28 protein-coding genes are annotated in these 24,879 nt (G+C 60.3%); 18 read left to right on the top strand and 10 right to left on the bottom strand.

Annotated features, from left to right (window positions below; genetic code table 11):
• Positions 1-191 precede the first annotated feature (191 nt).
• From D8U60_RS04155 to D8U60_RS04135, 5 genes are all read left to right on the top strand, one after another.
• Entirely contained in the window at positions 192-407 is a 216-nt protein-coding gene (locus tag D8U60_RS04155; protein ID WP_007911656.1) for a DUF1127 domain-containing protein, read from the top strand.
• Between the two features lie 333 nt (positions 408-740).
• Entirely contained in the window at positions 741-1,058 is a 318-nt protein-coding gene (locus D8U60_RS04150) for a DUF2388 domain-containing protein (RefSeq protein WP_016772298.1), read from the top strand.
• A gap of 108 nt (positions 1,059-1,166) precedes the next feature.
• On the top strand, positions 1,167-1,484 hold the full coding sequence (locus D8U60_RS04145) for a DUF2388 domain-containing protein (protein ID WP_122506364.1): 318 nt from the start codon (positions 1,167-1,169) through the stop codon (positions 1,482-1,484).
• A gap of 27 nt (positions 1,485-1,511) precedes the next feature.
• Positions 1,512-1,832, top strand: coding sequence for a DUF2388 domain-containing protein (locus D8U60_RS04140; RefSeq protein ID WP_041476450.1), 321 nt, complete (start codon positions 1,512-1,514; stop codon positions 1,830-1,832).
• Positions 1,829-3,790 (top strand): DUF4105 domain-containing protein, encoded by a 1,962-nt coding sequence (locus D8U60_RS04135; protein WP_130899523.1) that lies wholly within the window; start codon positions 1,829-1,831, stop codon positions 3,788-3,790. Before D8U60_RS04140 ends, D8U60_RS04135 begins: the two co-directional genes overlap by 4 nt.
• 58 nt (positions 3,791-3,848) lie before the next feature.
• Here the strand turns inward: D8U60_RS04135 and trpA are convergent, their stop codons facing one another.
• Positions 3,849-4,658, bottom strand: a complete 810-nt coding sequence (gene trpA, locus D8U60_RS04130) for a tryptophan synthase subunit alpha (RefSeq protein WP_016772301.1) — start codon at positions 4,656-4,658, stop codon at positions 3,849-3,851.
• Positions 4,658-5,890, bottom strand: coding sequence for a tryptophan synthase subunit beta (trpB, locus tag D8U60_RS04125; protein ID WP_016772302.1), 1,233 nt, complete (start codon positions 5,888-5,890; stop codon positions 4,658-4,660). The genes trpA and trpB overlap by 1 nt, the downstream gene beginning before the upstream one ends.
• A 113-nt stretch (positions 5,891-6,003) precedes the next feature.
• Here trpB and D8U60_RS04120 point away from each other — a divergent pair, with 113 nt between their 5' ends.
• Positions 6,004-6,921, top strand: coding sequence for a LysR family transcriptional regulator (locus D8U60_RS04120; RefSeq protein WP_130899522.1), 918 nt, complete (start codon positions 6,004-6,006; stop codon positions 6,919-6,921).
• Here the strand turns inward: D8U60_RS04120 and D8U60_RS04115 are convergent.
• Positions 6,894-7,220 carry a DUF883 family protein gene (locus tag D8U60_RS04115; RefSeq protein WP_039757078.1) on the bottom strand — a complete coding sequence of 109 codons (327 nt, stop codon included), beginning with the start codon at positions 7,218-7,220 and terminating at the stop codon, positions 6,894-6,896. The genes D8U60_RS04120 and D8U60_RS04115 overlap by 28 nt on opposite strands.
• Before the next feature lie 166 nt (positions 7,221-7,386).
• Between D8U60_RS04115 and D8U60_RS04110 the strand changes: the two genes are divergently transcribed.
• Together D8U60_RS04110 and D8U60_RS04105 are read left to right on the top strand one after the other, a co-directional pair.
• Positions 7,387-7,602: a dodecin gene (locus D8U60_RS04110; protein ID WP_016772305.1), complete on the top strand. Its 216-nt coding sequence runs from the start codon at positions 7,387-7,389 to the stop codon at positions 7,600-7,602.
• A 129-nt stretch (positions 7,603-7,731) separates the two neighbouring features.
• Complete coding sequence (locus D8U60_RS04105; protein WP_071173980.1) at positions 7,732-7,956, top strand: DUF1161 domain-containing protein; 225 nt, start codon at positions 7,732-7,734, stop codon at positions 7,954-7,956.
• 164 nt (positions 7,957-8,120) lie between these two features.
• Here the strand turns inward: D8U60_RS04105 and D8U60_RS04100 are convergent, their stop codons facing one another.
• On the bottom strand, positions 8,121-9,122 hold the full coding sequence (locus D8U60_RS04100; RefSeq protein WP_130899521.1) for an LLM class flavin-dependent oxidoreductase: 1,002 nt from the start codon (positions 9,120-9,122) through the stop codon (positions 8,121-8,123).
• 240 nt (positions 9,123-9,362) lie between these two features.
• Between D8U60_RS04100 and D8U60_RS04095 the strand changes: the two genes are divergently transcribed.
• The gene (locus D8U60_RS04095; RefSeq protein ID WP_016772308.1) at positions 9,363-9,794 is read left to right on the top strand and encodes an OsmC family protein; all 432 of its coding nucleotides are present in this window, start codon (positions 9,363-9,365) and stop codon (positions 9,792-9,794) included.
• A 239-nt stretch (positions 9,795-10,033) separates the two neighbouring features.
• The gene (locus D8U60_RS04090) at positions 10,034-10,273 is read left to right on the top strand and encodes a DUF1161 domain-containing protein (RefSeq protein ID WP_016772309.1); all 240 of its coding nucleotides are present in this window, start codon (positions 10,034-10,036) and stop codon (positions 10,271-10,273) included.
• A gap of 7 nt (positions 10,274-10,280) precedes the next feature.
• On the opposite strand, the gene D8U60_RS04085 is transcribed toward D8U60_RS04090, so the two are convergent.
• On the bottom strand, positions 10,281-10,700 hold the full coding sequence (locus D8U60_RS04085) for a hypothetical protein (protein ID WP_016772310.1): 420 nt from the start codon (positions 10,698-10,700) through the stop codon (positions 10,281-10,283).
• A gap of 39 nt (positions 10,701-10,739) precedes the next feature.
• On the bottom strand, positions 10,740-11,162 hold the full coding sequence (locus D8U60_RS04080; RefSeq protein WP_122612901.1) for a hypothetical protein: 423 nt from the start codon (positions 11,160-11,162) through the stop codon (positions 10,740-10,742).
• Positions 11,163-11,220: 58 nt separating this feature from the next.
• Here D8U60_RS04080 and D8U60_RS04075 point away from each other — a divergent pair, with 58 nt between their 5' ends.
• Entirely contained in the window at positions 11,221-12,312 is a 1,092-nt protein-coding gene (locus D8U60_RS04075) for an aminopeptidase (RefSeq protein ID WP_130899520.1), read from the top strand.
• 99 nt (positions 12,313-12,411) lie between these two features.
• On the opposite strand, the gene D8U60_RS04070 is transcribed toward D8U60_RS04075, so the two are convergent.
• Both D8U60_RS04070 and D8U60_RS04065 read right to left on the bottom strand, forming a co-directional pair.
• Positions 12,412-13,062, bottom strand: a complete 651-nt coding sequence (locus tag D8U60_RS04070; RefSeq protein ID WP_122612899.1) for an HAD family hydrolase — start codon at positions 13,060-13,062, stop codon at positions 12,412-12,414.
• Between the two features lie 28 nt (positions 13,063-13,090).
• Positions 13,091-13,636, bottom strand: a complete 546-nt coding sequence (locus D8U60_RS04065; RefSeq protein WP_130899519.1) for a gamma carbonic anhydrase family protein — start codon at positions 13,634-13,636, stop codon at positions 13,091-13,093.
• Positions 13,637-13,725: 89 nt separating this feature from the next.
• Between D8U60_RS04065 and prlC the strand changes: the two genes are divergently transcribed.
• From prlC to D8U60_RS04050, 3 genes are all read left to right on the top strand, one after another.
• The gene (gene prlC / locus D8U60_RS04060; protein ID WP_130899518.1) at positions 13,726-15,777 is read left to right on the top strand and encodes an oligopeptidase A; all 2,052 of its coding nucleotides are present in this window, start codon (positions 13,726-13,728) and stop codon (positions 15,775-15,777) included.
• Positions 15,774-16,064, top strand: coding sequence for a YheV family putative zinc ribbon protein (locus tag D8U60_RS04055; protein ID WP_016772316.1), 291 nt, complete (start codon positions 15,774-15,776; stop codon positions 16,062-16,064). The genes prlC and D8U60_RS04055 overlap by 4 nt, the downstream gene beginning before the upstream one ends.
• 113 nt (positions 16,065-16,177) lie before the next feature.
• On the top strand, positions 16,178-18,202 hold the full coding sequence (locus D8U60_RS04050) for a M3 family metallopeptidase (protein ID WP_130899517.1): 2,025 nt from the start codon (positions 16,178-16,180) through the stop codon (positions 18,200-18,202).
• 5 nt (positions 18,203-18,207) lie between these two features.
• Here D8U60_RS04050 and D8U60_RS04045 read toward each other — a convergent pair whose 3' ends face one another.
• Entirely contained in the window at positions 18,208-18,855 is a 648-nt protein-coding gene (locus tag D8U60_RS04045) for a tyrosine-protein phosphatase (protein WP_130899516.1), read from the bottom strand.
• Between the two features lie 280 nt (positions 18,856-19,135).
• On the opposite strand from D8U60_RS04045, the gene D8U60_RS04040 reads away from it, so the two are divergent.
• From D8U60_RS04040 to D8U60_RS04030, 3 genes are read left to right on the top strand one after another with little or no spacing between them, the layout of a single operon-like run.
• The gene (locus D8U60_RS04040; protein ID WP_130899515.1) at positions 19,136-19,882 is read left to right on the top strand and encodes a gluconate 2-dehydrogenase subunit 3 family protein; all 747 of its coding nucleotides are present in this window, start codon (positions 19,136-19,138) and stop codon (positions 19,880-19,882) included.
• Positions 19,883-19,884: 2 nt separating this feature from the next.
• Positions 19,885-21,669, top strand: a complete 1,785-nt coding sequence (locus D8U60_RS04035) for a GMC family oxidoreductase (protein WP_073470773.1) — start codon at positions 19,885-19,887, stop codon at positions 21,667-21,669.
• Between the two features lie 12 nt (positions 21,670-21,681).
• Entirely contained in the window at positions 21,682-22,983 is a 1,302-nt protein-coding gene (locus tag D8U60_RS04030) for a cytochrome c (protein WP_130899514.1), read from the top strand.
• A gap of 58 nt (positions 22,984-23,041) precedes the next feature.
• Here the strand turns inward: D8U60_RS04030 and D8U60_RS04025 are convergent, their stop codons facing one another.
• Complete coding sequence (locus D8U60_RS04025; RefSeq protein WP_110644694.1) at positions 23,042-23,317, bottom strand: hypothetical protein; 276 nt, start codon at positions 23,315-23,317, stop codon at positions 23,042-23,044.
• Between the two features lie 271 nt (positions 23,318-23,588).
• Here D8U60_RS04025 and D8U60_RS04020 point away from each other — a divergent pair, with 271 nt between their 5' ends.
• Complete coding sequence (locus tag D8U60_RS04020; RefSeq protein WP_122700366.1) at positions 23,589-24,647, top strand: PA0069 family radical SAM protein; 1,059 nt, start codon at positions 23,589-23,591, stop codon at positions 24,645-24,647.
• Positions 24,648-24,879: the final 232 nt, after the last annotated feature.

Below are 24,879 nucleotides of genomic sequence, written 5' to 3'. Positions count from 1 at the left end.
GAGCTCAAATGCACCATTCAAGTGCAGACAGGTACAGTTTGCCCAATTTCGACCCGTACACCATCCATAAACAGTTAACTGCTCACTCACAATACAAATGAACTGTATCTACAGAGACTAGGCAAACGAGAGGATCATGGGCACCAGTCAAACCACTACCTGATCCCGCCACAAGCGGAAGGATGTCAACCATGGAACGTACACTCAGTTCCGAACTGTTCTTCGAAGACAAAGCTGTAAACACCCAGGCTTCCCTGCCTCTGCGCGTTATTGCCAACCTGATGTTGTGGCAGCGCCGCATCTCCAGCCGCCACCAACTGGCCCGTCTGGATTCGCGTCTGCTGGCCGACGCCGGTATCAGCGAAGCACAACGCTACGAAGAGCTGAGCAAGCCGTTCTGGCGCTAAGCAGCGTCGCTGGCTCTGGTCGTCAGACCCACCGCCAGCAACCCGAATTGCACAAGCAGAACCCGTCGTGAGCAACCACGACGGGTTTTGTCGTTTCAGGGCCTTGAATGCTCTAAAACGCATAACTGAACGAGCACAGGTACAATTTACGAACGCCTCAAATAACACCGGTACAGTTATGCAGAACCTTTGGAGTATCAATAGCCACCACTGGGCGAACCGGATTTGGCAGCCTAATATCCATGCAGAACGTGGCGAACGTTGCGCAACAGGCGTCTGACTCCTCAGATACCGAGCCACCTCTCACTACGGTTTATCCAAAGGAGTTCCATCATGACCCGTCTTCGCCTGCTCAGTGCCGCCGCCCTGCTGGCCGTGGCTGCCAACGCCAGTGCTACCAGTTTCATCGTGACCACCGACTCGATCGTCGGCGCGCTGAAAGCCACTTCCGACGCCACTTCCGATGTGACCTCCTCGTTCCGTGACGACAAGATCGTCCTCGCCGCCCGCGACGATGCCGCCAGCTTCGTGGCCAGCGAAGGCGATATCCGCGGGGTGAAACTGGAAAGTGCGCTCGATCACATCCGCCATCAGGCGCCACAACTCAATGCCACCGATGCCCAATTGGCTCAGGCCATTCTGACCCTCTGATCGTTTGCGGTATTGCGGGACACGCCAGCCGTGTCCCGATGTTTCAACGCTGGCTCTGGCCCGGGCATTTGCGCTAGCCTTCAGGCTCGTTAACAGTTGTCGAGTCCCATGCGCTTTCTTCCAAATCTGCTCATCTCTTCTGCCTTGTTCAGCGCCTGCTGGGCGATGTCTGCCAATGCCTTCGATGCTTTCAATGCGTCGACCCAAGGCACGGTTGTCAGCGGTTACGCAACCAGCATGGTGTCTTCTGCGCCGTTCGACCGTAAACTGCTGCGCGCCGCCCATGATGATGCGGCCGCCTTTGTTGCCAGTGACGGTGAATGGCGAGGCGCACGGCTGGAATCCGCGCTGCATTACCTGCGCAAAACCCGGCCGAAACTTCATGCCAGCGACCTTGAACTGGCAGAGGCAATTCTCGTCCAATAGTTATCCTTTTCCTTCCGGAGTCGTTCCATGCGTAGCCCGCTGATTGCTGCCGCCCTTGGCCTGTTTGTGTTGGCCGATGTGGCCCAGGCGCACACCCTGGTAGCCACCAGTAACATCATCGTTCGTGCCTCCCAGCGCAGCATCGATTTCACTTCCGATACCACCACGTCGATTCGCGATTCGAAAATCATCCGCGAAGCCCACGACGACGCCGCCAGTTTCGTCGCCAGCAACGGTGACATCCGTGGCGCGCACCTCGAAGCCGCTCTCAACACCTTGCGTACACGGGTGCCGGAAGCGCGCGACGCCAGTGATCAGGTACTCGCCGAAGCCATCCTCGCACTGTGAAGTCCGTTGGCGCCTGGCTGCTGGCCGGGGTGTTGTTGCTGCTTGGCAACAGCGCCCACGCCGGCCTGCAATTGCGGCTCAAGACCGAGGGTCTGAGCCCGGCTCAACAACAGGCCAGTCAGGCGCTGATCGATGAGGCGATGGCGAAACTGCCGCCGAGCTTCATCGAGCGGCTGGATCGGCGCATCGACGTCGGCTGGACCGACGACATGCCTGCCAACGCTTACGGGCAGGCGACGCTGGTGTCCGAGCTCGATCTGAATCGCAAGCTGCTCGCCGGCCTCACCGATGGCAGCGCGGCGAAAGAGAAAACCAATCGCCCCCACGGCACTGTGCGCGAGGAACTGCTGGCCACGGTACTGCACGAAATTACCCACATTTACGATCGCGCGCGTTTGTGGCCGAGCGCCGAGCGCACGTTGATCCAGCGCTGCACCCGACGCTTCAACAGCGCCGGGCTGATCGGCATTCCCGATGAGTGTCGCGGGCAGAACGGTCGCCGCTTCACCATCAGCGATGACCCGCGCCTGCTTGACCTGGCCGGGTGGCAGCAATACGTTGGCCGCCGTGGCGAGCGTGAACAACACAACCGCCAGATCGCCCGCAGTCCGGATCTTTACGAGATCTCCAGTCCCAAGGAATTTGTCGCGGTCAACATGGAGTACTTCCTCCTCGACCCGAGCTACGCCTGCCGCCGCCCGGCGCTGTATCGCTACTACAAGGAACATTTCGGCTGGGCGCCGCCAGCGCAGGACACCTGCAGCAAGAGCTTCGCCTTTCTCAATGCGGGCAATGACTTCGCCAAGCAGCCCCTGGGACAAGTCGATCCGGAACGGGTCTACGCGGTCGATTACCTGCTGGCCGAGGCCAATCAGAACTGGGTCAGCCGCTGGGGCCACAGCATGTTGCGCCTGGTGATCTGCGCCCCCGGTCGCCCGCGTGGCCCGGATTGCCGCCTCGACCTCGATCAGCACCTGGTGCTGTCCTATCGCGCCTTCGTTGGCGATGTGCAGCTGTCGAGCTGGGACGGACTGGTCGGCAAATACCCGTCGCGGCTGTTCGTGTTGCCGCTGGCACAGGTGATCGACGAGTACACCAAGACCGAGCTGCGCAGCCTCGCTTCAGTGCCGCTGAACCTGTCTCGCGAGGAGATCGAGGGCGTGGTCGAACATGCTGCCGAGATGCACTGGAGCTACGACGGCAACTATTTCTTCCTGTCCAACAACTGCGCGGTAGAAGGCTTGAAACTGTTGCGCAGCGGCAGCAATAACAGCCAGCTTGTCGGCCTCGACAGCATCATGCCCAACGGCTTGCTGGAAGTGCTCAAGGGCCGTGGTCTGGCCGATACCAGTGTGCTCGACAATCCGAAAGAAGCGCTGCGTCTGGGTTACCGCTTCGACTCGTTCCGCGATCGCTATCAAGCGATGTTCGATGTATTGAAGAAGCAACTGCCGATCAAGCAGACCACTGTCGAGGATTGGCTGTCACTCAGCGCTGAGCAACGCCGCGAATGGTTCGACCGCGCCGACCTGCGCACCAGCGCGGCGCTGTTGCTGCTCGAGCAAGCCAGTTTCCGCCGGCAGTTGTTACTGGCGCAGGATGAGGTCAAGCAACGCTACCTCGGCGCCCGCGAGCTGGAAAACGGCGGCATGGACAAGGCCAACGCGACCTTGCAGCAGATCCTCGCCAACAGTGGTTTCCTCAGCCGCCCGGCGGAACTGCTCGACTCCAAGGGTTATGGACTACCGCAGCCGAGCGAGTTCGGCCGACTGGAAGCGGAAAGCAGCCAGCGGCAGAAGAAGCTGCTGGCGCTGTCCGGCGACCTTGATACCGAAGTGCGCAAGCTGCTCGAACCCAAGCGCGCCGCCGAGATTGCCGCCAGCGAGGCCAACGTCAAGCAGATTGGCGAGCATTTGCGCAAACTGCACAAAGCTTCGGGCGGACTGCAATTACCCTGAGCACAAAAAAAGGCTTCAGAACGCCTGTTCTGAAGCCTTTTGGTTTTCCCCTGCGGCTTTAGACGCGAGCCTTGCGCACGCCTTGGGACAGCGCCGAACACAGACTCAACACGCCATCGATGGCCTGTTCAGGCGTATCGGCACTGGCGATGTGATCGATCAACGCCGAGCCCACCACCACACCGTCAGCTAGACGCGCGATGGCCGCGGCCTGCTCCGGCGTACGGATACCGAAACCGATGCTGATCGGCAGGTCGGTATGCCGACGCAGACGTGCAACCGCCTCTTCCACGTGCTCCAGAGTCGCTGCACCGGCGCCGGTGACACCTGCGACCGACACGTAGTAGACAAAACCGGAACTGCCGTTGAGCACACGCGGCAGACGTGCGTCGTCGGTGGTCGGCGTGGTCAGGCGGATGAAGTCCAGGCCAGCAGCCTGCGCCGGGTCGCACAGCTCTTCGTTGTGCTCTGGTGGCATGTCGACCACGATCAGGCCGTCAACGCCAGCATCCTTGGCTTCGGCGATGAAACGCTCGACGCCGAATTTGTGAATCGGGTTGAAGTAGCCCATCAACACCAGCGGCGTGTCGCTGTTGCCTTCACGGAACTCGCGAACCATTTGCAGGGTTTTCGCCAGATTCTGTTTGGCGCCCAGTGCGCGGATATTGGCCAGCTGGATCGCCGGGCCATCGGCCATCGGATCGGTGAACGGCATGCCCAGCTCGATCACATCGGCACCTGCGGCAGGCAGGCCTTTGAGGATTGCCAGCGAAGTGTCGTAGTCAGGATCACCTGCAGTGACAAAGGTCACCAGCGCGGCGCGGTTCTGTTGCTTGAGGTCGGCAAAGCGGGTTTGCAGGCGGCTCATCAGTGTTTCTCCTGCTGCGACTGTTGCATATGGTGCATCACGGTTTGCATGTCCTTGTCACCACGGCCCGAGAGGTTGACCACCATCAGGTGATCCTTCGGCAGCTTCGGTGCGCGCTTGAACACTTCGGCCAGAGCGTGGGCGCTTTCCAGGGCAGGAATGATCCCTTCCAGGCGGCAGCATTTGTGGAACGCTTCAAGAGCTTCGTCATCGGTTACCGAGGTGTACTGGACGCGGCCGATGTCATGCAACCAGGCGTGTTCAGGGCCGATGCCCGGATAGTCGAGGCCAGCGGAAATCGAGTGAGCGTCGATGATCTGCCCATCGTCGTCCTGCAGCAGGAAGGTGCGGTTACCGTGCAGCACGCCCGGCACCCCGCCGTTCAGGCTGGCCGCGTGCTTGCCGGTTTCGATGCCGTAACCGGCGGCTTCGACGCCGATGATCTCCACGCTCTTGTCGTCGAGGAACGGGTGGAACAGGCCCATGGCGTTGGAACCGCCACCGATGCACGCCACCAGACTGTCCGGCAGACGACCTTCCTGAGCCTGCAGCTGATCGCGGGTTTCCTTACCGATGACGGCCTGGAAGTCGCGGACCATTGCTGGATACGGGTGTGGGCCGGCTACGGTGCCGATCAGGTAGAAGGTGTTGTCGACGTTGGTCACCCAGTCACGCAGGGCTTCGTTCATCGCGTCTTTCAGGGTGCCGGTGCCAGCCACGACCGGAATGACTTCAGCGCCGAGCAGCTTCATGCGGAAGACGTTGGCCTGCTGACGTTCGATGTCGGTGGTGCCCATGTAGATCACGCAATCGAGACCGAAACGCGCAGCAACGGTGGCCGTGGCCACGCCGTGCATGCCGGCGCCGGTTTCGGCGATGATGCGCTTCTTGCCCATGCGCCGCGCCAGCAGAATCTGGCCGATGCAGTTGTTGATCTTGTGCGCGCCGGTGTGGTTCAGCTCTTCACGCTTGAGGTAGATCTTCGCGCCGCCGCAGAACTCGGTCAGGCGTTCGGCGAAATACAGCGGGCTCGGACGTCCGACGTAATCACGCTGGAAGTAGGCCAACTCTTCCTTGAATGCCGGATCTTCCTTGGCCGCTTCGTATTCGCGGGCCAGGTCGAGGATCAATGGCATCAGGGTTTCCGCTACATAACGGCCACCGAACGCACCGAACAGGCCGTTGGCGTCAGGGCCGTTACGCAGATCAGAGGTGTTCGAAGTCTGGGTCATGGGTCGCTCCAGGTGAATTCGGTCAGAAGACAATGACGATCACTCTACCCCTGACCTTCCAGGCTGAAAACCGATAAGATCGCCGAAACCTGTCAGGAAAACTCACAGATACCATGAGCCATGACCTTCCCCCGCTGAATGCCTTGCGCGCCTTCGAGGCCACCGCCCGTCTGAACAGTGTGAGTCAGGCTGCCGAACAGCTGCACGTCACCCACGGCGCGGTAAGCCGCCAGCTCAAGGTGCTTGAAGAACATCTAGGGGTGAGCCTGTTCGTCAAGGACGGCCGCGGCTTGAAACTCACAGATGCCGGAGCGCGTCTGCGCGATGCCAGCGCTGAGGCGTTCGATCGGTTGCGCAGTGTTTGCGCCGAACTGACGCAAAGCACAGCGGATGCGCCGTTCGTGCTGGGTTGTTCCGGGAGCCTGCTGGCGCGCTGGTTTATTCCGCGCCTGGGGCGGCTGAATGCCGATTTGCCGGATCTGCGTCTGCACCTGTCGGCCGGTGAAGGCGATCTCGATCCACGGCGCCCGGGCCTTGATGCGCTATTGCTGTTCGCCGAGCCACCGTGGCCGGCCGATATGCAGGTATATGAACTGGCGGCGGAACGCATCGGCCCCGTAATGAGCCCGTTGTATAGCGGTTATCAGAAGCTGCACACCGCTGTGGCCGCAGATCTTTTTGATGAGCCCTTGCTGCACACCACCTCTCGCCCACAAGCCTGGCCCAGCTGGGCGCAGCAAAACCACCTCGATCCCAGGGCGTTGAAGCTCGGGCAAGGTTTTGAGCATTTGTATTATTTGCTGGAGGCGGCTGTTGCAGGTCTCGGCGTGGCAATCGCGCCGGAGCCGCTGGTAATCGAAGATCTGAAGGCGGGTCGCCTGGTTGCGCCGTGGGGCTTTTGCGAAACCCCGGCGCAACTGGCGTTGTGGCTACCCAAGCGCGCCGCGGACGGGCGCGCCCGGCAGCTGGCGCAATGGCTCAAGAACGAGCTGCGCCAGCCTGATCACTCACCGCGCTTGAACAAAAAGTAGGCGGCGAGCAGACCGATTGCACCGACAGCCACGCCGGCTGTGGTCCATGGGTGTTCCTGCGCGTAGTCACGAGTGGCAATGCCGGTCTCGCGGGTTTTCACTTTGACTTCTTCGTACGCGTCGCTGAGCAGATGACGGGAATGTTTCAGCGCACTTTCGGCGTTGCTTTTCAGCGCCTTGAGGGTCTTGCGCGACTCGTCCGAAGCATCGTCTTTCAAGCTTTCCAACGATTTGAGCAGACTCTCGATCTCGGCTTCCATGCTTTGCAACGAGGCTTTACGTAAAGAGGTGTTGGCCATGGTGGCTCTCCTGCATTGGTGATGAGTGGCGTGTGTTGGTTGGGACTTCAGCATGTCGAGAAAGTGCAGAAATTCTGAACTTCGGCAGCGCAGCGGCGCCGAAATCATCAGTGCAATTGCCTGCTAGGCTCAATTTCACACGCCATTCCAACCCAAGGAGAACGTCATGAGTGACCACCACACCTACAAGAAAGTCGAGCTGGTCGGCTCGTCCACCACCAGCATCGAAGACGCCATCAACAATGCACTGGCCGAGGCGAACAAGACCCTGCGCAATCTGGAATGGTTTGAAGTGACCGAAACCCGTGGCCACATCGAAAACGGCCAGGTAGCGCACTTTCAGGTCACGCTGAAAGTCGGCTTCAAGATTGCCGCCAGCTGAGTTTGAGCTAGTCTTCTGAACTTGCGCGCTGGCCGAGTGCCATAGGGAATGGCAAAGCGCTACAAGGTGAGCGCATCGGGTGGATGACTCGATGCCCGCCTCTTTCAATCCGACCAGGGAGTGCGACCGATGAAGAAGTTCATGTTGGCAGTAGGTTTGTTGAGCCTTGCGGGTGGTGCGTTTGCAGCCGGCAAGCCATGTGAAGAGCTGAAAAGCGAAATCGCCGCGAAGCTCGACGCCAAAGGCGTTTCCGGTTATTCGCTGGAGGTTGTCGACAAAGGTGCGGCGGCTGATGGCGACGTCGTCGGCAGTTGCGAAGGCGGCAGCAAGGACATCGTCTACAAACGCGGTTGATTGCGCCTGAAATACAAAAGCCGACGTGGATGCGTCGGCTTTTTTGTGGACGATGATTTTCCGAGTAGGTGCTGCGGGACGCTGCGATCTTTTGATCTTGATTTCAAATCATAATCAAAAGATCGCAGCCTCGTTGCACTCGACAGCTCCTACAAGGGTTCGCGTTATCCCTTCATGACTTGGGCCAGCAATTCGTAGGAATGGATGCGATCGGCGTGTTCGTAAAGATCACTGGTGAAAATCAGCTCATCCGCTTGGGTCTGCTCGATCAACACTTCCAGTTTGGCGCGGATCTTCTGCGGGCCGCCGACCATGGCGAGGCCGAGGAAATCGCCCACTGCCTCACGTTCATGGGGCAGCCACAGACCGTCCATGGTTTTCACCGGCGGACGCTGCACCAGGCTCTGGCCACGCATCAACGCAAGAATGCGCTGGTACACCGACGTCGCCAGGTAATCGGCCTGCTCATCGGTATTCGCTGCCACCAGCGGCACGCCGAGCATCACGTAAGGCTTGTCGAGCACCGCCGACGGTTTGAAGTGATTGCGGTAGATGCGGATCGCCTCGTGCATGAAGCGCGGCGCGAAGTGCGAGGCGAAGGCGTAAGGCAAGCCGCGCTCACCCGCCAATTGCGCACTGAACAGGCTTGAGCCGAGCAGCCAGACCGGCACGTTGGTGCCGGTGCCGGGCATGGCGATCACCCGTTGCTCCGGGGTGCGCGGGCCGAGGTAGCGCATCAATTCGGCAACGTCTTCAGGGAAGTCGTCAGCGCTGCCCGAGCGCTCACGGCGCAAGGCGCGGGCGGTCATCTGGTCAGAGCCGGGCGCGCGGCCCAAGCCCAAGTCGATGCGTCCCGGGTACAGGCTCTCGAGGGTGCCGAACTGCTCGGCAATCACCAGCGGCGCATGGTTGGGCAGCATCACCCCGCCGGAACCGACGCGGATCGTCGACGTGCCTCCGGCCAGATAGCCGAGCAACACCGAAGTGGCCGAACTGGCGATGCCGTCCATGTTGTGGTGTTCGGCGACCCAGAAGCGCGTGTAGCCGAATTTCTCGGCATGCTGCGCCAGGTCCAGCGAGTTCCGCAGCGATTGCCCCGCGCTGCCGTTTTCGCGCACCGGCACCAGATCGAGGGTGGAAAATTTAACATCGGACAGTTTTTTCATGAACCTGCATCTCCGGGTGGGGAGGCAGGTTTTTCTTGCGAACGAAAACCTGCCAAATCCATAAGCGTGTTTTATGGAATGAGGGCATATACCCGAGATTCAATAGCAGCGACGAAATTTCCTACTAAAAAAGTCAACGATTCAGCCAGGCTGAACTTTGTTCCGCCGTCTATCCTCAGAAGCCTTGCTAGTAAAAACCGCGACGGCGCGGCGTTCCGCGCCATATTTGAGGAGGCAGACATGGCTATCGTGAAAAAGGCATCGGCGCATTGGGAAGGCGATCTGAAAACCGGTCTCGGCTCGATCTCCACCGAAACCGGCGTGCTGCGCGAAGCGCCGTACGGCTTCAAGGCGCGCTTCGAAGGCGGCAAAGGCACCAACCCGGAAGAACTGATCGGCGCGGCCCACGCCGGCTGCTTCTCCATGGCGTTTTCGATGATTCTCGGCGATGCCGGCCTGAAGGCAGACAGCATCGACACCAACGCCGAAGTCACCCTCGATCAGGTTGACGGCGGCTTCGCGATCACTGCGGTGAAACTGATTCTCAAGGCGAAGATCCCGGGCGCGACTCAGCAACAGTTTGAGGAGTTGAGCAACAAGGCCAAGGAAGGGTGCCCGGTTTCCAAGGTGCTGAATGCGAAGATCACCCTTGAGGCTTCGCTGGTCAGCTGATTCGGCGTTTGCCGGCTTGACGCCTTCGCGAGCAGGCTCGCTCCCACAGGGGGATTTGTGCACGTCGCAGATCCAGTGTGTGCGAGCTTGCTCGCGAAGGCAGTCTCGAAACCTGCTCAGCAGCCGGCAATTAATACAAGGTGTGAGCAAAGTCAGAACCCGCTCTGCAGAATTGTGGTCGAATAATCGACAGCAGCTTCAGCGCACACCCGTGCGCGCTGCCTCAAGGAGCTTCATCGATGAAACGTATTGGCTTGGCGATCCTTTGCAGTGCACTGGCCACGTCCGCTTTCGCAGCCCCCAAGGACTGCGAAGAGCTCAGAAAGGAAATCGAGATCAAGATTCAGGCGAAGGCCATTCCCTCGTACACCCTGGAAATCATCACGGCGGAAGAGGCGAAGCAGCACGACTCGGCCATGATCGTCGGGTCTTGCGAGAATGGCACCAAGCGGATCATCTATCAGAGAAACGATAGCTGATTGCCTTTCACGGCACGCAATTGATCTGCCGCTCGTTGGCAACGATCTGCCCCTGACGATTGATCAAGCGTGCGCTTGGCGTGAAGGCCAGCGATCGGGCCTCAAGGCGGTAACGCTGCCCGGCCTCGAAGTGTTCATAGGGCACGGTCATGTAACACAGCCGCTCTTGCGGATCGGTATCCATGCCCTGACCACCCCCGAATACTTCGAAGTCAAAGCGCACGGTGAGCTCATGACTACCGGGCGTCACCTGAAAAAACCGTCCGTCGCGCAAGCGCTGTTTATCCAGGCGCTCGGCCATCAGCACTTTGCCGCCGGGGGTAGGCATGGCGAAGTCGACCCAGGCTTTGTCTGGATCGGCCGCCGGCAACGGGCTCTGACAACCGGCGAGCACACTGGCGGCCAGCAATGTCGTCAACTTGCGCATGATCGATATCCTTTGACGGGATTTGCAGCATAGCGCCGATCAACTGCTCTGACAGCCCGCCGGTGTGCCCTGGCCGACAACCTTGCGCTGTTCGTCATAAAGCTTGGCCCAAGGCCGGAAGCCGATGCTGCCCGCCTGCAGCTGATAGCGCTGGCCGGCGTTGAAATCCTTGAATTTCACGCTCAACTGGCAATCGCGCCACAGCGGTTCGGCAGTCGGGCCGATGTTGGTGGCTTCGACCGGGAATTGGTAGCGCACCTTCAGCTCATGGCTGCCGGGCTGCACTTCGAAATAACGTTTGTCGACAGCCTGTGTGGCGTCGACTTGTACGGCTTGCAGCGCCGTGTCGTGTTGGCGAGCGTCAAGATCGATCCAGGCTTGCGAAGGGTCGGGGTCGGGCATTCCGAATCCGGCACAACCGGCCAGCGTCAGCAGGCCTCCTGTCAGTATCAACATGCGCATAGCGGTGCTCCTTGAGGCGGGATAGTCTTGGGGCAGACTTTCCGGGGAATTTCTTATTTTGATCAGGCCGTTTTCCAGCCTTGGGTTACTTGATCGCGTTTTTCCGATTTTGTTTCCGGGTGTGTTGTTTTTGTTGCTCAACGGTTGCACCAGCGTCAGCTATTACAGCCAGTTGGCCAGCGGCCAACTGCAATTGCTGCGCGCACGGGAGCCGGTCGAAAAAGTCATTGCCGACCCCAGCCGCGATGCCCAAGTGCGTGCGCATCTGGCTCAATCACAAAAGGCCCGCACGTTCGCCAGCGAGCACCTGCATCTGCCGGACAACCAGAGCTATCGTCTCTACGCCGACATCGGCCGGCCGTTCGTGGTGTGGAACGTGTTCGCCACCGCAGAGTTTTCCCTGACGCCGCAGAATCACTGCTTCCCGATTGCCGGCTGCGTGGCCTATCGCGGCTACTACAGCCAGAGCGCCGCCCGTGGCGAAGCGGCGCTTCAGCGCTTGCAGGGCATGGACGTGTCGATCGGCGGGGTCGAGGCGTACTCGACGCTCGGCTGGTTCAATGACCCGATTCTCAATTCGATGATGGGCTGGGGCGACGAACGGCTGGCCACGTTGATCTTTCATGAACTGGCGCACCAGAAGTTCTATGTGAAGGACGACACTGAATTCAACGAGTCTTTCGCCACCTTCGTCGAGCAGGAAGGCACGCGGCAATGGCGCGCGTTCCGCGGGCTGCCGGCAGAGTCGGATGCCAGGCTCAAGCAGCGTGACCAGTTCATCGGTCTGGTACTCGACACGCGCTCACGGCTGGAGACGCTGTATGCGCAGCCGCTGTCGGTTGAGCAGATGCGTGAGCGCAAAGCAGCTGAATTCGAGCGCTTGCGCCGGGAGTATCGGGTCATGCGCGACAGTCAGTGGGCCGGGGACAAACGCTATGACGCTTGGGTCAATGCGCCACTGAACAACGCGCGGTTGTTGCCGTTCGGGCTGTATGACCAGTGGGTGCCGGCGTTTGCGGCGGTGTTCCGCCAAGTAGATGGGGATTGGATGAGGTTTTATGCCGAGGTTGAGCGGTTGGGACGGTTGCCGGTTGATGAGCGTAAGGCGGCTATGAGGGCCTTGGCAGTTCCTGAGTCCTCCAGCGGCTGAACGGGCCTCATCGCTGGCAAGCCAGCTCCCACAGGGACAGCGGTGAGCCTGAAGAATCGCTAACCTGTGGGAGCTGGCTTGCCAGCGATAGCCATCTGCTCAGCGCTGCAAAAACGCCTGATGCAACTCGTCCAAGGTTTCAAAGTGATAAGCCGGCGCCTCGGCATTCAGTTCTTCAAAACTGCCGAACCCATAGCCCACCGCCGCCGCATCCAGGCCATTGCTGCGCGCGCCGATCAGGTCGTGCTTGCGATCGCCGATCATCAGGGTCTGCGCGGGGTCCAGGCGTTCTTCCTCAAGCAAGTGCGCAATCAGCTCAACCTTGTTGGTCCGCGTGCCGTCCAGTTCGCTGCCGTAGATCACCTTGAAGTGGCGGGCGAAGTTGAAGTGCCGGGCGATCTCGCGGGCGAACACCCACGGTTTGGAGGTGGCGATGTACAACTGCCGCCCCTGCCCGCTCAAGGTTTCCAGCAACGGCGTGACCCCGTCGAACACTCGATTTTCGTAGAGGCCGGTGACCTTGAAGCGCTCGCGATAGAAATTCACCGCTTCCCAGGCCCTGGCCTCGTCGAAGTCGTAGAACTGCATGAACGCTTGCAGCAGCGGCGGGCCGATGAAGTGTTCCAGTTTGCTCAGGTCCGGTTCGTCGATGCCGAGATTGGCCAAGGCAAATTGAATTGAGCGGGTGATGCCCTCACGCGGGTCGGTCAGGGTGCCATCGAGGTCGAACAGTACAGTCTGGTAATGCATGGAAATTCCCGAGCAGGTGTAGGGCGGTTCAGAGCTGGTCGTAGCCTTCGGCCAGATGCAGGTCCTTGAGCTTGACGTAGTTCGCCGCGCTGTACGTAAAGAAGCCGTTTTCCTTATCGGTCAGCGGGCGCACTTGCTTGACCGGGCTGCCGACATACAGGAAGCCGCTCTGCAGGCGCTTGCCCGGCGGCACCAGGCTGCCGGCGCCGATGATCACATCGTCTTCCACCACGGCGCCGTCCATGACGATGCTGCCCATGCCGATCAATACGCGGCTGCCAACGGTGCAGCCGTGCAGCATGACCTTGTGGGCGATGGTCACGTCATCGCCGATCAGCAAGGGAAAACCGTCCGGATTGAATGGGCCAGCGTGGGTGATGTGCAGCACGCAGCCATCCTGCACGCTGGTGCGCGCACCGATGCGGATGCGGTGCATGTCGCCACGGATCACCGTCAGCGGCCAGACCGAGCTGTCTGCGCCAATTTCGACGTCGCCGATCACCACCGCCGAACCGTCGACGAATGCGCCGTTGCTCAAGCGGGGGGTGTGATTCTGGTATTTGCGAAGGGACACGATTAGTTCTCTCTCTGTCGCCGATAGCTGCGGTGAGTGTCGATTGTAATTAAGATGGGCGCATGTTTCTTCCAGCCAAGGTGCCAACCGTGAGCGTGAACAACCCTCTTTTGCAGTCCTACGACCTGCCGCCGTTCTCCACGATCCGTGCCGAACACGTCCTGCCCGCCATCGAAACCATCCTCGCGGACAACCGCGCCGCCATCGCCGAAATTCTCAAGACCCAGGGCAAGAACCCGACCTGGGCCGGTCTGGTGCTGGCGATGGACGAACTCAATGATCGTCTCGGTGCGGCGTGGAGCCCGGTCAGCCATCTTAACGCCGTGTGCAACAGCGCCGAACTGCGTGAAGCCTACGAGTCGTGCCTGCCGGCCCTGAGTGCCTACTCCACCGAGATGGGCCAGAACCGCGAACTGTTCCAGGCGTATGAAGCGTTGGCCAACAGTCCGGAAGCTGCCAGTTTCGACGTCGCGCAAAAGACCATTCTGGAACACGCCCTGCGCGATTTCCGTCTGTCGGGTATCGATCTGCCGGAAGCCGAGCAGAAACGTTACGCCGAAGTGCAGAGCAAACTGTCCGAGCTGGGCAGCCGCTTCTCCAACCAATTGCTCGATGCCACGCAGGCGTGGACCAAGCACATCACCGACGAAGCCGCCCTCGCAGGCCTGACCGATTCGGCCAAGGCGCAGATGGCTGCCGCCGCCCAGGCCAAAGGTCTGGATGGCTGGCTGATCACCCTGGAATTCCCCAGCTACTACGCGGTGATGACCTACGCGCAAGACCGTGCGCTGCGCGAAGAAGTCTACGCCGCCTACTGCACCCGCGCCTCGGACCAAGGCCCGAATGCCGGGCAGAACGACAACGGCCCGGTGATGGAAGAGATCCTCGACCTGCGTCAGGAACTGGCCCGACTGCTGGGTTTCGCCAGTTTCGCCGAGCTGAGCCTGGCGACGAAAATGGCCGAATCCAGCGATCAGGTGCTGAGCTTCCTGCGCGATCTGGCCCAACGCAGCAAGCCGTTCGCCGCTCAGGATCTGCAACAGCTGCGCGCGTACGCCGCCGAACAGGGCTGCGCCGACCTGCAAAGCTGGGACAGCGGTTTCTACTGTGAAAAACTTCGCGAGCAGCGTTACAGCGTCGCTCAGGAAACCCTGCGAGCCTACTTCCCGATCGACAAAGTCCTCAGCGGCCTGTTCGCCATCGTCCAGCGTCTGTACGGCATCGAGATCGCCGAGCAGAAAGGCTTCGACACTTGGCACCCGGACGTCCGCCTGTTCGAGATCAAGGAAAACGGTCAGCACGTCGGCCGCTTCTTCTTCGACTTGTATGCCCGCGCCAACAAGCGTGGCGGCGCATGGATGGACGGCGCCCGCGACCGTCGTCGCACCATCGACGGTGTGCTGCAAAGCCCAGTCGCCAATCTGGTGTGCAACTTCACCCCGGCCGACAGCGGCAAGCCTGCGCTGCTGACCCATGATGAAGTGACCACCCTGTTCCACGAGTTCGGCCACGGCCTGCATCACCTGCTGACCCGCGTCGAACACGCTGGCGTATCCGGCATCAATGGCGTGGCCTGGGACGCGGTCGAGCTGCCGAGCCAGTTCATGGAAAACTGGTGCTGGGAGCCGGAAGGCCTCGCGCTGATCTCCGGCCACTACGAGACCGGCGAGCCACTGCCGCAGGACCTGCTGGAAAAAATGCTCGCGGCGAAGAATTTCCAGTCCGGGCTGATGATGGTGCGTCAGCTGGAGTTTTCGCTGTTCGACTTCGAAATGCATGCCACCCATGGCGATGGCCGCAGCGTGGCGCAAGTGCTCGAGGGCGTGCGTGACGAAGTGTCGGTGATGCGTCCACCGGCTTACAACCGCTTCCCCAACAGCTTTGCGCACATCTTCGCTGGTGGTTACGCGGCGGGTTACTACAGCTACAAGTGGGCTGAAGTGCTGTCCGCCGACGCCTTCTCGAAGTTCGAGGAAGACGGCGTGCTCAACGCTGAAACCGGTCGTGCGTTCCGCGAAGCGATTCTGGCGCGCGGCGGCTCGCAGGCACCGATGGTGCTGTTCGTCGACTTCCGTGGCCGTGAGCCGTCGATCGACGCGCTGTTGCGCCACAGCGGCCTGAGTGAGGACGCGGCAGCATGAGCGACGGCCCTGTGATCACCAAGAAGCGCTTTATCGCCGGGGCGGTCTGCCCGGCGTGCAGCGAGCCGGACAAGTTGATGATGTGGAACGAAGACGGCGTGCCGCACCGCGAATGCGTGGCTTGCGGATACTCCGACACCCTCAACGAGCAGGGCCTGTCGGTGCCCAAAGAACTGGGCACGCGGGTCAATACCAGTGCGCTGAAGCCTGCCGCCGACAAAAAGGTCCAGGCCGTGCAGTTCTTCCCCAACCCCAAGTTGAAGAAAAAGCCCGACGAGCAACAGTGACAACTACCGCCACCTGCCGATGATCGTCGTCAGGTGGCGGTAACTATCTACCACCTCGCCCCCGCGCTTCGTGATTAGGCTGGTCAATCCAGCCCTCACTCACGGAAGACGCCATGCCTGACACCAACCCATTCCTGCAACAATGGCAGTTGCCGCCCTGGTCGGCGATACGCGCCGAACATCTGCTGCCGGCAGTCGAGCGCATCGTTGCCGACAACCTGCTGATCATCGAAAACGTCATCGCCACTCAGGTTGAGCATCCCAACTGGGACGACGTGGTCATTGCCATTGATGAAGCCGATGCACGCCTGAATGAAACCATGGCGATTATCGAATTCCTTTCGGTCAGACATGCCGATGATCCCGAGTGGTTGGCGCAGGAAGCGCTCAGCACCCACGCTGCGCAGCATTACAAGGCTGCGAAGGCCGGCAATCGACAGTTGCTCCAGGTTTATCAACGATTGGCACAGAGTTCCATAGCCGCCAGCTTCAGTGATGCACGCAAAGCCTCGCTGGCGAAAATCCTGCGCAGGTTTCACCTGGCCGGCAGCGAATTGTCGAGTGCGCAGCGCAAGGATCTGACGCGATTGAACGGCGAAATCGATCTGCTGGAAAAGCGCTTCATGAGCAATCTCAGATCGGTCAACGCTGCATGGAGCAAGGACATCGACGATGCAGCGCTGTTGGCAGGACTGCCGGCCGAAACGCAGGCGCATCTGGCCGCCAATGCCAAAAATGCCGGCCTGTCCGGGTGGCGGCTGACACTCGATCAGAACACTTACGATCAGGTCATGAAGCGGGCGCGGCACCGCGGTTTACGTGAAGAGTGTTTCAAAGCCTGGTGCACCCGCGCTTCGGATCAGGGGCCATACGCCGGCCGCTTCGACAACGGACCGGTGCTGCACAAGCTGCTGGCGGCGCGTCATGCCAAAGCCCGGCTGTTGGGTTTCGACAACTTCGCTCAGCTGCGACTGCTCGACCGCATGGCCGTGGATACTGACCAGGTCCGCCGTTTTCTGCAGCAGCAGATCGCCCTCAATGCAGCGGCGCTTGCGCGCGAAACCGATGACCTGCAAGCCTCTGCACGCCAGTATGGTATTGATCAGATAGAAGCGTGGGATCACGACTTCCTCGCCGAGCAATTGCGCCTGAAGCAGTTGGGCGGCGAGGTGCAGGACCTGCGCCTGTTTTTTCCACTGGACGCCATACTGCAGAGCCTGTGCCGCTTCAGTGAGCACATGTTCGGCATCAGGATCAGCGAAAATATCCGCCTGGAGACTTTCAACGAAAACGTGCGCCTGTTCGAAGTCAGCGAGCATGAGCAAGCGGTCGGCTTCATCTACATCGACCCGTTCCACCGCGCCGCTGGCGCCGACTACGCCTGGACAGGTGTACTGCGCAACCGACGGATCAGTGCGGAAGGCCGGCCATCACTGCCGATAGCCTCGCTTCAATGCAATTACACGGCCGCCGCCGACGGGCTGAATCTGCTGGCACATCAGGATCTGCGCGTGCTGCTGCACGAATTCGGCCATTGCCTGCATCACGTGCTGACACATTCGCCGCACTACAATCTTTCCGGCATTTCGCAACTGAGCCGCGACGCTGCCGAGTTTGTCGGGCAGCTGTTCGAGAAATGGGCGCTATCCGGGCAATTCCTGCGCTGGCTGGGTACGCATCATCAGAGCGGTGAGCGCCTGTCGCAAACGCAGGCCGACGCCGCGTTTTCCACCACCGACATCCAGCGCAGCCGAGAGACGGCGATGCTGCTGCTGAGCGCGCTGTTCGACTTCGAACTGCATTGCAGTCACGGCGACGGTCGCACTGTTCAACAAGTGATGGCGGATGTGCAAAGCGCATTCCCGGGCCTGCATATTCCAGCCTACTGCCGCTTCGCCAACAGCTGCGATTATCTGGTCACCGGTTACGAGGCTTCGCTATACGCCTACAAATGGTCGGGTGTACTGGCGAGCGAGGCATTCAAACGCTTCGAACGTGAAGGTCTGTTCAATGAACAGACGGGCCGGGACCTGCGCAAACACCTGCTGTCGGGAGACAGACAGTCACTCCCCGCCGCGCTGCAAGCGTTCTTGGGTAAACCGATCGACAGCGCGCTGTTTCCTGCACCAGCCGATTGAGCTGATCAACGCTGGACGTGCGCCGAGTCGAACCAGCTCCTCATCGAACACATGGCGAATGCACTGGTGCTGCATTCGCCATTGATCAGGGCTTCGTGCAACCGATCGACATCGGCCTGCATCACGTAGCGCACGCTGTCGTGGAAATGCTGACTGTCACCAAAACCGCCCTCGGTCATTTCCTTGAGCGCCTGCTCTTTGCTCCAGCCCTGCACCACCACGCGGTACATCGCCGCCATCAGACCGGTGCGGTCAGAACCGTGCTTGCAGTGCATGAGCACCGGGCCGTCGGCTTCGGCGGACTGAATCGCGCGCAGAGCCTTGAGCACATCGCTGTCGTCGACGTGATTGGTGCGATACGGCAGTTGCACTTGCTTGATGCCCGACGCGGAGAGCCAGTCGCTATCAGCATCAGGCAGGAAGTTGATTACGGTAACGACATGCAGATCGTTCAACAGCGGCACCGCGCTGCGGCTGGGCAAGGCGCTGCGATACAGCGTCGGTGACATGCGGAACAGGTTGAACTGCGCCTCAACCGGCTGTGCCCACTCGGCCGGGCGAGATGCCGTGGCGTCGGCCGCCCGGGCGGCAATGCCATGCAACAGGGCAACAAGCGAAAAACATAACGCGGGGAAAAAGCGCACTCGAGACATGCTGGGCTGACCGTTTCGGCAATCTTCATGGGAGGAATTGCAGCTTCGCTATCAAGCGGTCAATACGCCGTGAGCCGGCCGTCAAAGAAACGTGAATCGGCGCCTCACCGGGCTTTTTTCCAGGAAAACGGTTTTTCTTGATGCTTAGCCTGCTACCATTTGTCACATGATGTTGCAGACGTGGCGCCCTTTTTCGGGACAGACCCTCGTCATCGCGACGCAAAATTCCTCGAGCTGCTCGCAGAAGCGGCTGACTTCTATGCCTGATGAGGTGCCCCCCATGTCTGATCAAGATCGAGACAACCCGCGGCGTGAGTTCTTGCGCAAATCCCTGACCCTGATTCCGGTGGTCACGCTTGCCGGTACCGGCCTGGGCAGCAGCGTGCTGCAAGCCGCACCTGAAAGCACTCCGGCGCCTGCCGCAGCAAAACCGGCCGCGGCTGGCGCCGGTGAGTATCAGCCGAGCTTTTTCACCGCCGAAGAATGGGCGTTCATCAACGCTGCCGTCGCCCAGTTGATCCCCAACGATGCGCAGGGCCCGGGCGCGCTTGAAGCCGGCGTGCCGGAATACATCGACCGGCAGATGAACACGCCGTACGCCGCCGGTGCCCTGTGGTACATGCAAGGCCCATTCAATGCCGACGCTGCGCCGGAGATGGGCTGGCAGAGCAAACTGGTGCCCAAAGACATCTATCGCCTCGGCATCGCCGCCACGGATCAGTGGGTAAAAGGTCTCAGCGGTAAAACATTTGCCGAGCAAGACAGCGCTACCCGAGACGATTTGCTCAAGCAACTGGAAGCCGGCAAGCCGCAGTTCGATGCGGTGCCGGCGAAGATTTTCTTCAATCTGCTGCTGCAAAACACCAAGGAGGGTTTCTTCTGCGACCCGATCCACGGTGGCAATAAAGGCATGGTCGGCTGGACCATGATCGGTTTCCCCGGCGCCCGCGCCGATTTCATGGATTGGGTGGAACGCAACGAGCAATACCCCTTCCCGGCAGTGTCGATTCGCGGCGAGAGGGCGTAAGCATGGCAACGGTAATGAAGAAGGTTGATGCAGTCATCGTCGGTTTCGGCTGGACGGGCGCCATCATGGCCAAAGAGCTGACCGAAGCGGGTCTGAACGTGCTGGCGCTGGAGCGCGGGCCGATGCAGGACACCTACCCCGACGGCAACTATCCGCAGGTGATCGACGAACTCACCTACAGCGTGCGGAAAAAGCTCTTTCAGGACATCTCCAAAGAGACGGTGACCATTCGCCACAGCGTCAATGATATCGCCCTGCCCAACCGCCAGTTGGGCGCGTTCCTGCCGGGGAATGGCGTCGGCGGCGCCGGTCTGCACTGGTCGGGCGTGCACTTTCGCGTCGACCCGATCGAATTGCGCATGCGCAGCCATTACGAAGAACGCTACGGCAAAAGCTTCATCCCCAAGGACATGACCATCCAGGATTTCGGCGTCAGCTATGAAGAGCTGGAACCATTTTTCGACTTCGCGGAAAAAGTCTTCGGCACCTCCGGCCAGGCCTGGACGGTGAAAGGTCAACTGGTCGGTCAGGGCAAGGGCGGCAACCCCTACGCGCCGGATCGCTCCAACCCGTTCCCGCTTGAAGCGCAGAAGAACACCGTATCCGCACAGCTGTTCGGCAAAGCGGCTACAGAGGTGGGTTACAAACCCTACAACCTGCCTTCGGCAAATACCTCTGGGCCGTACACCAATCCCTACGGCGCACAGATGGGGCCGTGCAATTTCTGCGGTTTCTGCAGCGGCTACGTCTGCTACATGTATTCCAAGGCCTCGCCGAACGTGAACATTCTGCCGGCGCTCAAGCCCCTGCCGAATTTCGAGCTGCGGCCCAACTCCCATGTGCTGCGGGTCAATCTCGACAGCAGTAAGTCCAAAGCCACCGGCGTCACCTACATCGACGGCCAGGGCCGCGAGATCGAGCAGCCGGCGGACCTGGTGATCCTCGGCGCGTTCCAGCTGCACAACGTGCGTCTGATGCTGCTCTCCGGGATCGGCAAACCCTACGACCCGATCAGCGGCGAAGGCGTGGTCGGGCGTAACTTCGCCTACCAGAATATGGCGACCATCAAGGCCTTCTTCGACAAGGACACCCACACCAACAACTTCATTGGCGCTGGCGGCAACGGCGTGGCGGTAGACGATTTCAACGCCGACAACTTCGACCACGGGCCGCACGGCTTCGTCGGCGGTTCGCCGATGTGGGTCAACCAGGCTGGCAGCCGCCCGATTGCCGGCACCTCGAACCCGCCGGGCACTCCGGCCTGGGGCAGTGCGTGGAAACGTGCCACCGCCGATTACTACACCCACCAGGTGTCGATGGACGCCCACGGCGCGCATCAGTCCTACCGTGGTAACTACCTCGATCTCGATCCGGTGTACCGCGATGCCTACGGCCTGCCGCTGCTGCGCATGACCTTCGACTGGCAGGAAAACGACATCAAGATGAACCGCTTCATGGTCGAGAAAATGGGCAAGATCGCCCAAGCCATGGGCCCGAAAGCCATTGCGGTGATCGGCAAGCAGGTCGGCGACCACTTCAACACCGCCTCGTACCAGACCACCCACCTCAACGGTGGCGCAATCATGGGTACCGATCCGAAGACCAGCGCGCTGAACCGCTATTTGCAGAGCTGGGACGTGCACAACGTGTTCGTCCCCGGCGCCTCGGCGTTCCCGCAGGGCCTGGGCTACAACCCGACCGGACTGGTGGCGGCGCTGACCTACTGGTCGGCGAAAGCGATCCGCGAGCAATACCTGAAAAACCCCGGCCCGCTGGTGCAGGCTTAAGGAGCGATGACCATGAAAACTTTCGTTATCGCCACCCTCGCCCTGCTCGGCAGCACTGCAATTTATGCGGCCGATGTTGATCAAAATCTGATCAAGCAAGGTGAATACCTCGCCCGCGCCGGTGACTGCGTGGCCTGTCACACCGCCAAGGGCGGCAAGCCGTTCGCCGGCGGCCTGCCGATGGAAACACCGATCGGCACGATCTACTCGACCAACATCACCCCGGATAAAACCGGCCTGGGCGATTACAGCTTCGAGGACTTCGATCAGGCCGTGCGCCACGGTGTGGCCAGAAACGGCAGCACGTTGTACCCGGCGATGCCTTATCCGTCCTACGCGCGGGTCAACCAGGCGGACATGCAAGCGCTGTATGCGTATTTCATGCACGGCGTCGAACCGGTGGCGCAGGAGAACAAGGCCAGCGACATTCCCTGGCCGTTGAGCATGCGCTGGCCGCTGATGGGCTGGCGCTGGCTGTTCGCACCGAAGGTCGAGGATTACCAGGCCACATCGGCCGATCCGGTGATTGATCGCGGGGCATATCTGGTCGAAGGCCTCGGCCACTGCGGCGCCTGTCACACCCCGCGTGCGCTGACCATGCAGGAAAAATCCCTGAGCGCGGCGGACGGCAGCGAATTCCTCGCCGGCAGTGCACCGCTGGAAGGCTGGATCGCCAAGAGCCTGCGCGGCGATCACAAGGATGGCCTCGGCAGCTGGAGCGAAGAACAACTGGTGCAGTTCCTCAAGACCGGGCGCAGTGATCGCAGCGCAGTATTCGGCGGCATGAGTGATGTGGTCACCCACAGCATGCAATACATGAGCGACGCCGACCTCACCGCGATTGCCCGCTATCTCAAATCACTGCCGGCCAATGACCCGGCGGATCAGCCGCATCAGTACGACCAGAAAGTAGCCAAAGCGCTGTGGAACGGTGACGACAGCCAACGCGGCGCGTCGGTGTACATCGACAACTGCGCGGCCTGCCACCGTACCGACGGCCATGGCTACACCCGGGTGTTCCCGGCGCTGGCGGGCAATCCGGTGCTGCAAACCGACGATCCGACCTCGCTCATCCACATCGTGCTCAAGGGCGGGACTTTGCCGGCAACGCACACCGCGCCATCGACCTTCACCATGCCCGGTTTCGCCTGGCGCCTGTCGGATCAGGAAGTCGCGGATGTGGTGAGCTTCATTCGTGGCAGCTGGGGCAACAAGGGTGCGCCGGTGAAAGCTGCCGATGTTGCCGAGTTGCGTACGGAGGATATGAAGCAGACCTCCGGTGACGATCTTGGGCAGCTCACCTCGCATAACTGAGCGAAATGTGTCGACAGACCGCTGGCACGACATGACTCGCATGTTGAGTCAGCGGTGTTCATCGAGTCGACTTCAGACCTCTGAACTGCACAAACGCATCCGCCAACTGCAAGTACAGTCTCTTGTCATGGTTATCGATATCGCCATCCCCGTCGCTATCGATAACCTCTTCGGAAAGGAGGTCATAGCGATCGTTTGCCTGCGCTGAAGAGGCAAATAGCGCGTAGTCGTAGTCCATCATTTCGGTGGCGTTATCGCCGTAATGATAAAAAACAACCTCGGGACTTCCGTCGCGTTCCATGTCTGCAATTTCAAGCAAAATTCTGATTGGCATCACATTCAATCCATTCCGGTTGGCAAGCCACTATTGGTCATCCGGCTTTAACGTAAGACGGCGCTTGCAACCACGTCTACTGTCATATCTGACAGGGTGTATGTGCACACAGTTGTAGGAACGTCGGTTACGATCAGAAATTGCCTTGGATGCTGCCCCCCTCCCCGAACGTAGCGGACATGAACAACCACAACTGACCACTCGCCCGACGGCACTAGCCAGATGAGGATCGCCCCGATACTGTTCGCATATACAGTATCGAGGTGTTTTCATGTCTACTCCATTGCCACCTCGCGGTCGCGGCACCGCAACCAACCCGCACAACCGTTTTGCGCCGAGTCGTTCAGTGGCCGAGGACGATGGCTGGTATCAGGAAGTGCCAGAGACGCAAAACACCGAAGTGATCATCGAGAAGGCCAAATCGATCATCAGCCGCAACACCTCGCCGGATCTGCCCTTCGACCGTTCGGTAAATCCCTATCGCGGCTGCGAACACGGCTGCATCTATTGCTATGCACGGCCCAGCCACGCCTATTGGGACATGTCGCCGGGCCTGGATTTCGAAACCCGGCTGATTGCCAAGACCAATGCCGCCCAGGTCCTCGAGGAACAACTGAGCAAACCCGGCTATCAATGTGCGCCGATCAATCTCGGCTCCAATACCGACCCGTATCAGCCCATCGAGCGCGAATACAAAATCACCCGTCAGACCCTGGAAGTGCTGCTGCGTTACCGGCATCCGGTGACCATTGTCACCAAAGGTTCACTGATTCTGCGCGATCTCGATTTGCTGACCGAGTTGGCGCAGCAACGGCTGGTGTCGGTGATGATCAGCCTGACCACACTGGACGATGAACTCAAACGCACCCTCGAACCGCGCGCCGCCGCGCCCAAGGCACGCCTGCGCGCGATCCGGGTGATGCGCGAAGCAGGCATTCCGGTCGGCGTGCTGTGTTCGCCGATGATTCCGATGATCAATGACAGCGAAATCGAAAGCCTGCTCACCGAGGCCCACGCTGCCGGTGCGCAAAGCGCTGCCTACATGATGCTGCGCCTGCCGCTGGAAGTCGCTCCGCTGTTCGAGGAGTGGTTGCAGGCGCACTATCCGCAACGTGCCGGCCATGTGCTGAGCCTGATCCGCCAGAGTCGCGGCGGTGAACTCTACGACAGTCGATTCGGCGCGCGGATGCGTGGTGAAGGGCCGTTTGCCGACCTGCTCGCACAAAGATTTGCCAAGGCCATCAAAAAGCTTGGCCTGAACAAACGCGAGGGCTATAACCTCGACTGCTCGGCCTTCTGTCCGCCGGGTCGCCAGATGTCGTTGATTTAGCGACAATTGGCTTTGGGTTGACGGGTTGGAATCCTTCCGCCGAAACACGCCGGTCACGTTTTTTGTGACCTGGAACACACGTTCTAGAGCGTTTGATTCAGTTTCAGTTAAGTTTCGGCGGCTACCTTGTTCATCGAGTGACTGACGGGTCGGGATGACCCGGATGGTTTAAACAGCCACTGGCTTCATACCGGAATACCGGGGAAGACTCCCTGAATCCGCACAAGAGGAT

The sequence above is a fragment of the Pseudomonas sp. Sample_11 genome, from assembly GCF_004307505.1.
GTDB classification, from domain to species: domain Bacteria; phylum Pseudomonadota; class Gammaproteobacteria; order Pseudomonadales; family Pseudomonadaceae; genus Aquipseudomonas; species Aquipseudomonas atacamensis.
This window is presented reverse-complemented; position numbering and strand designations above follow the sequence as displayed.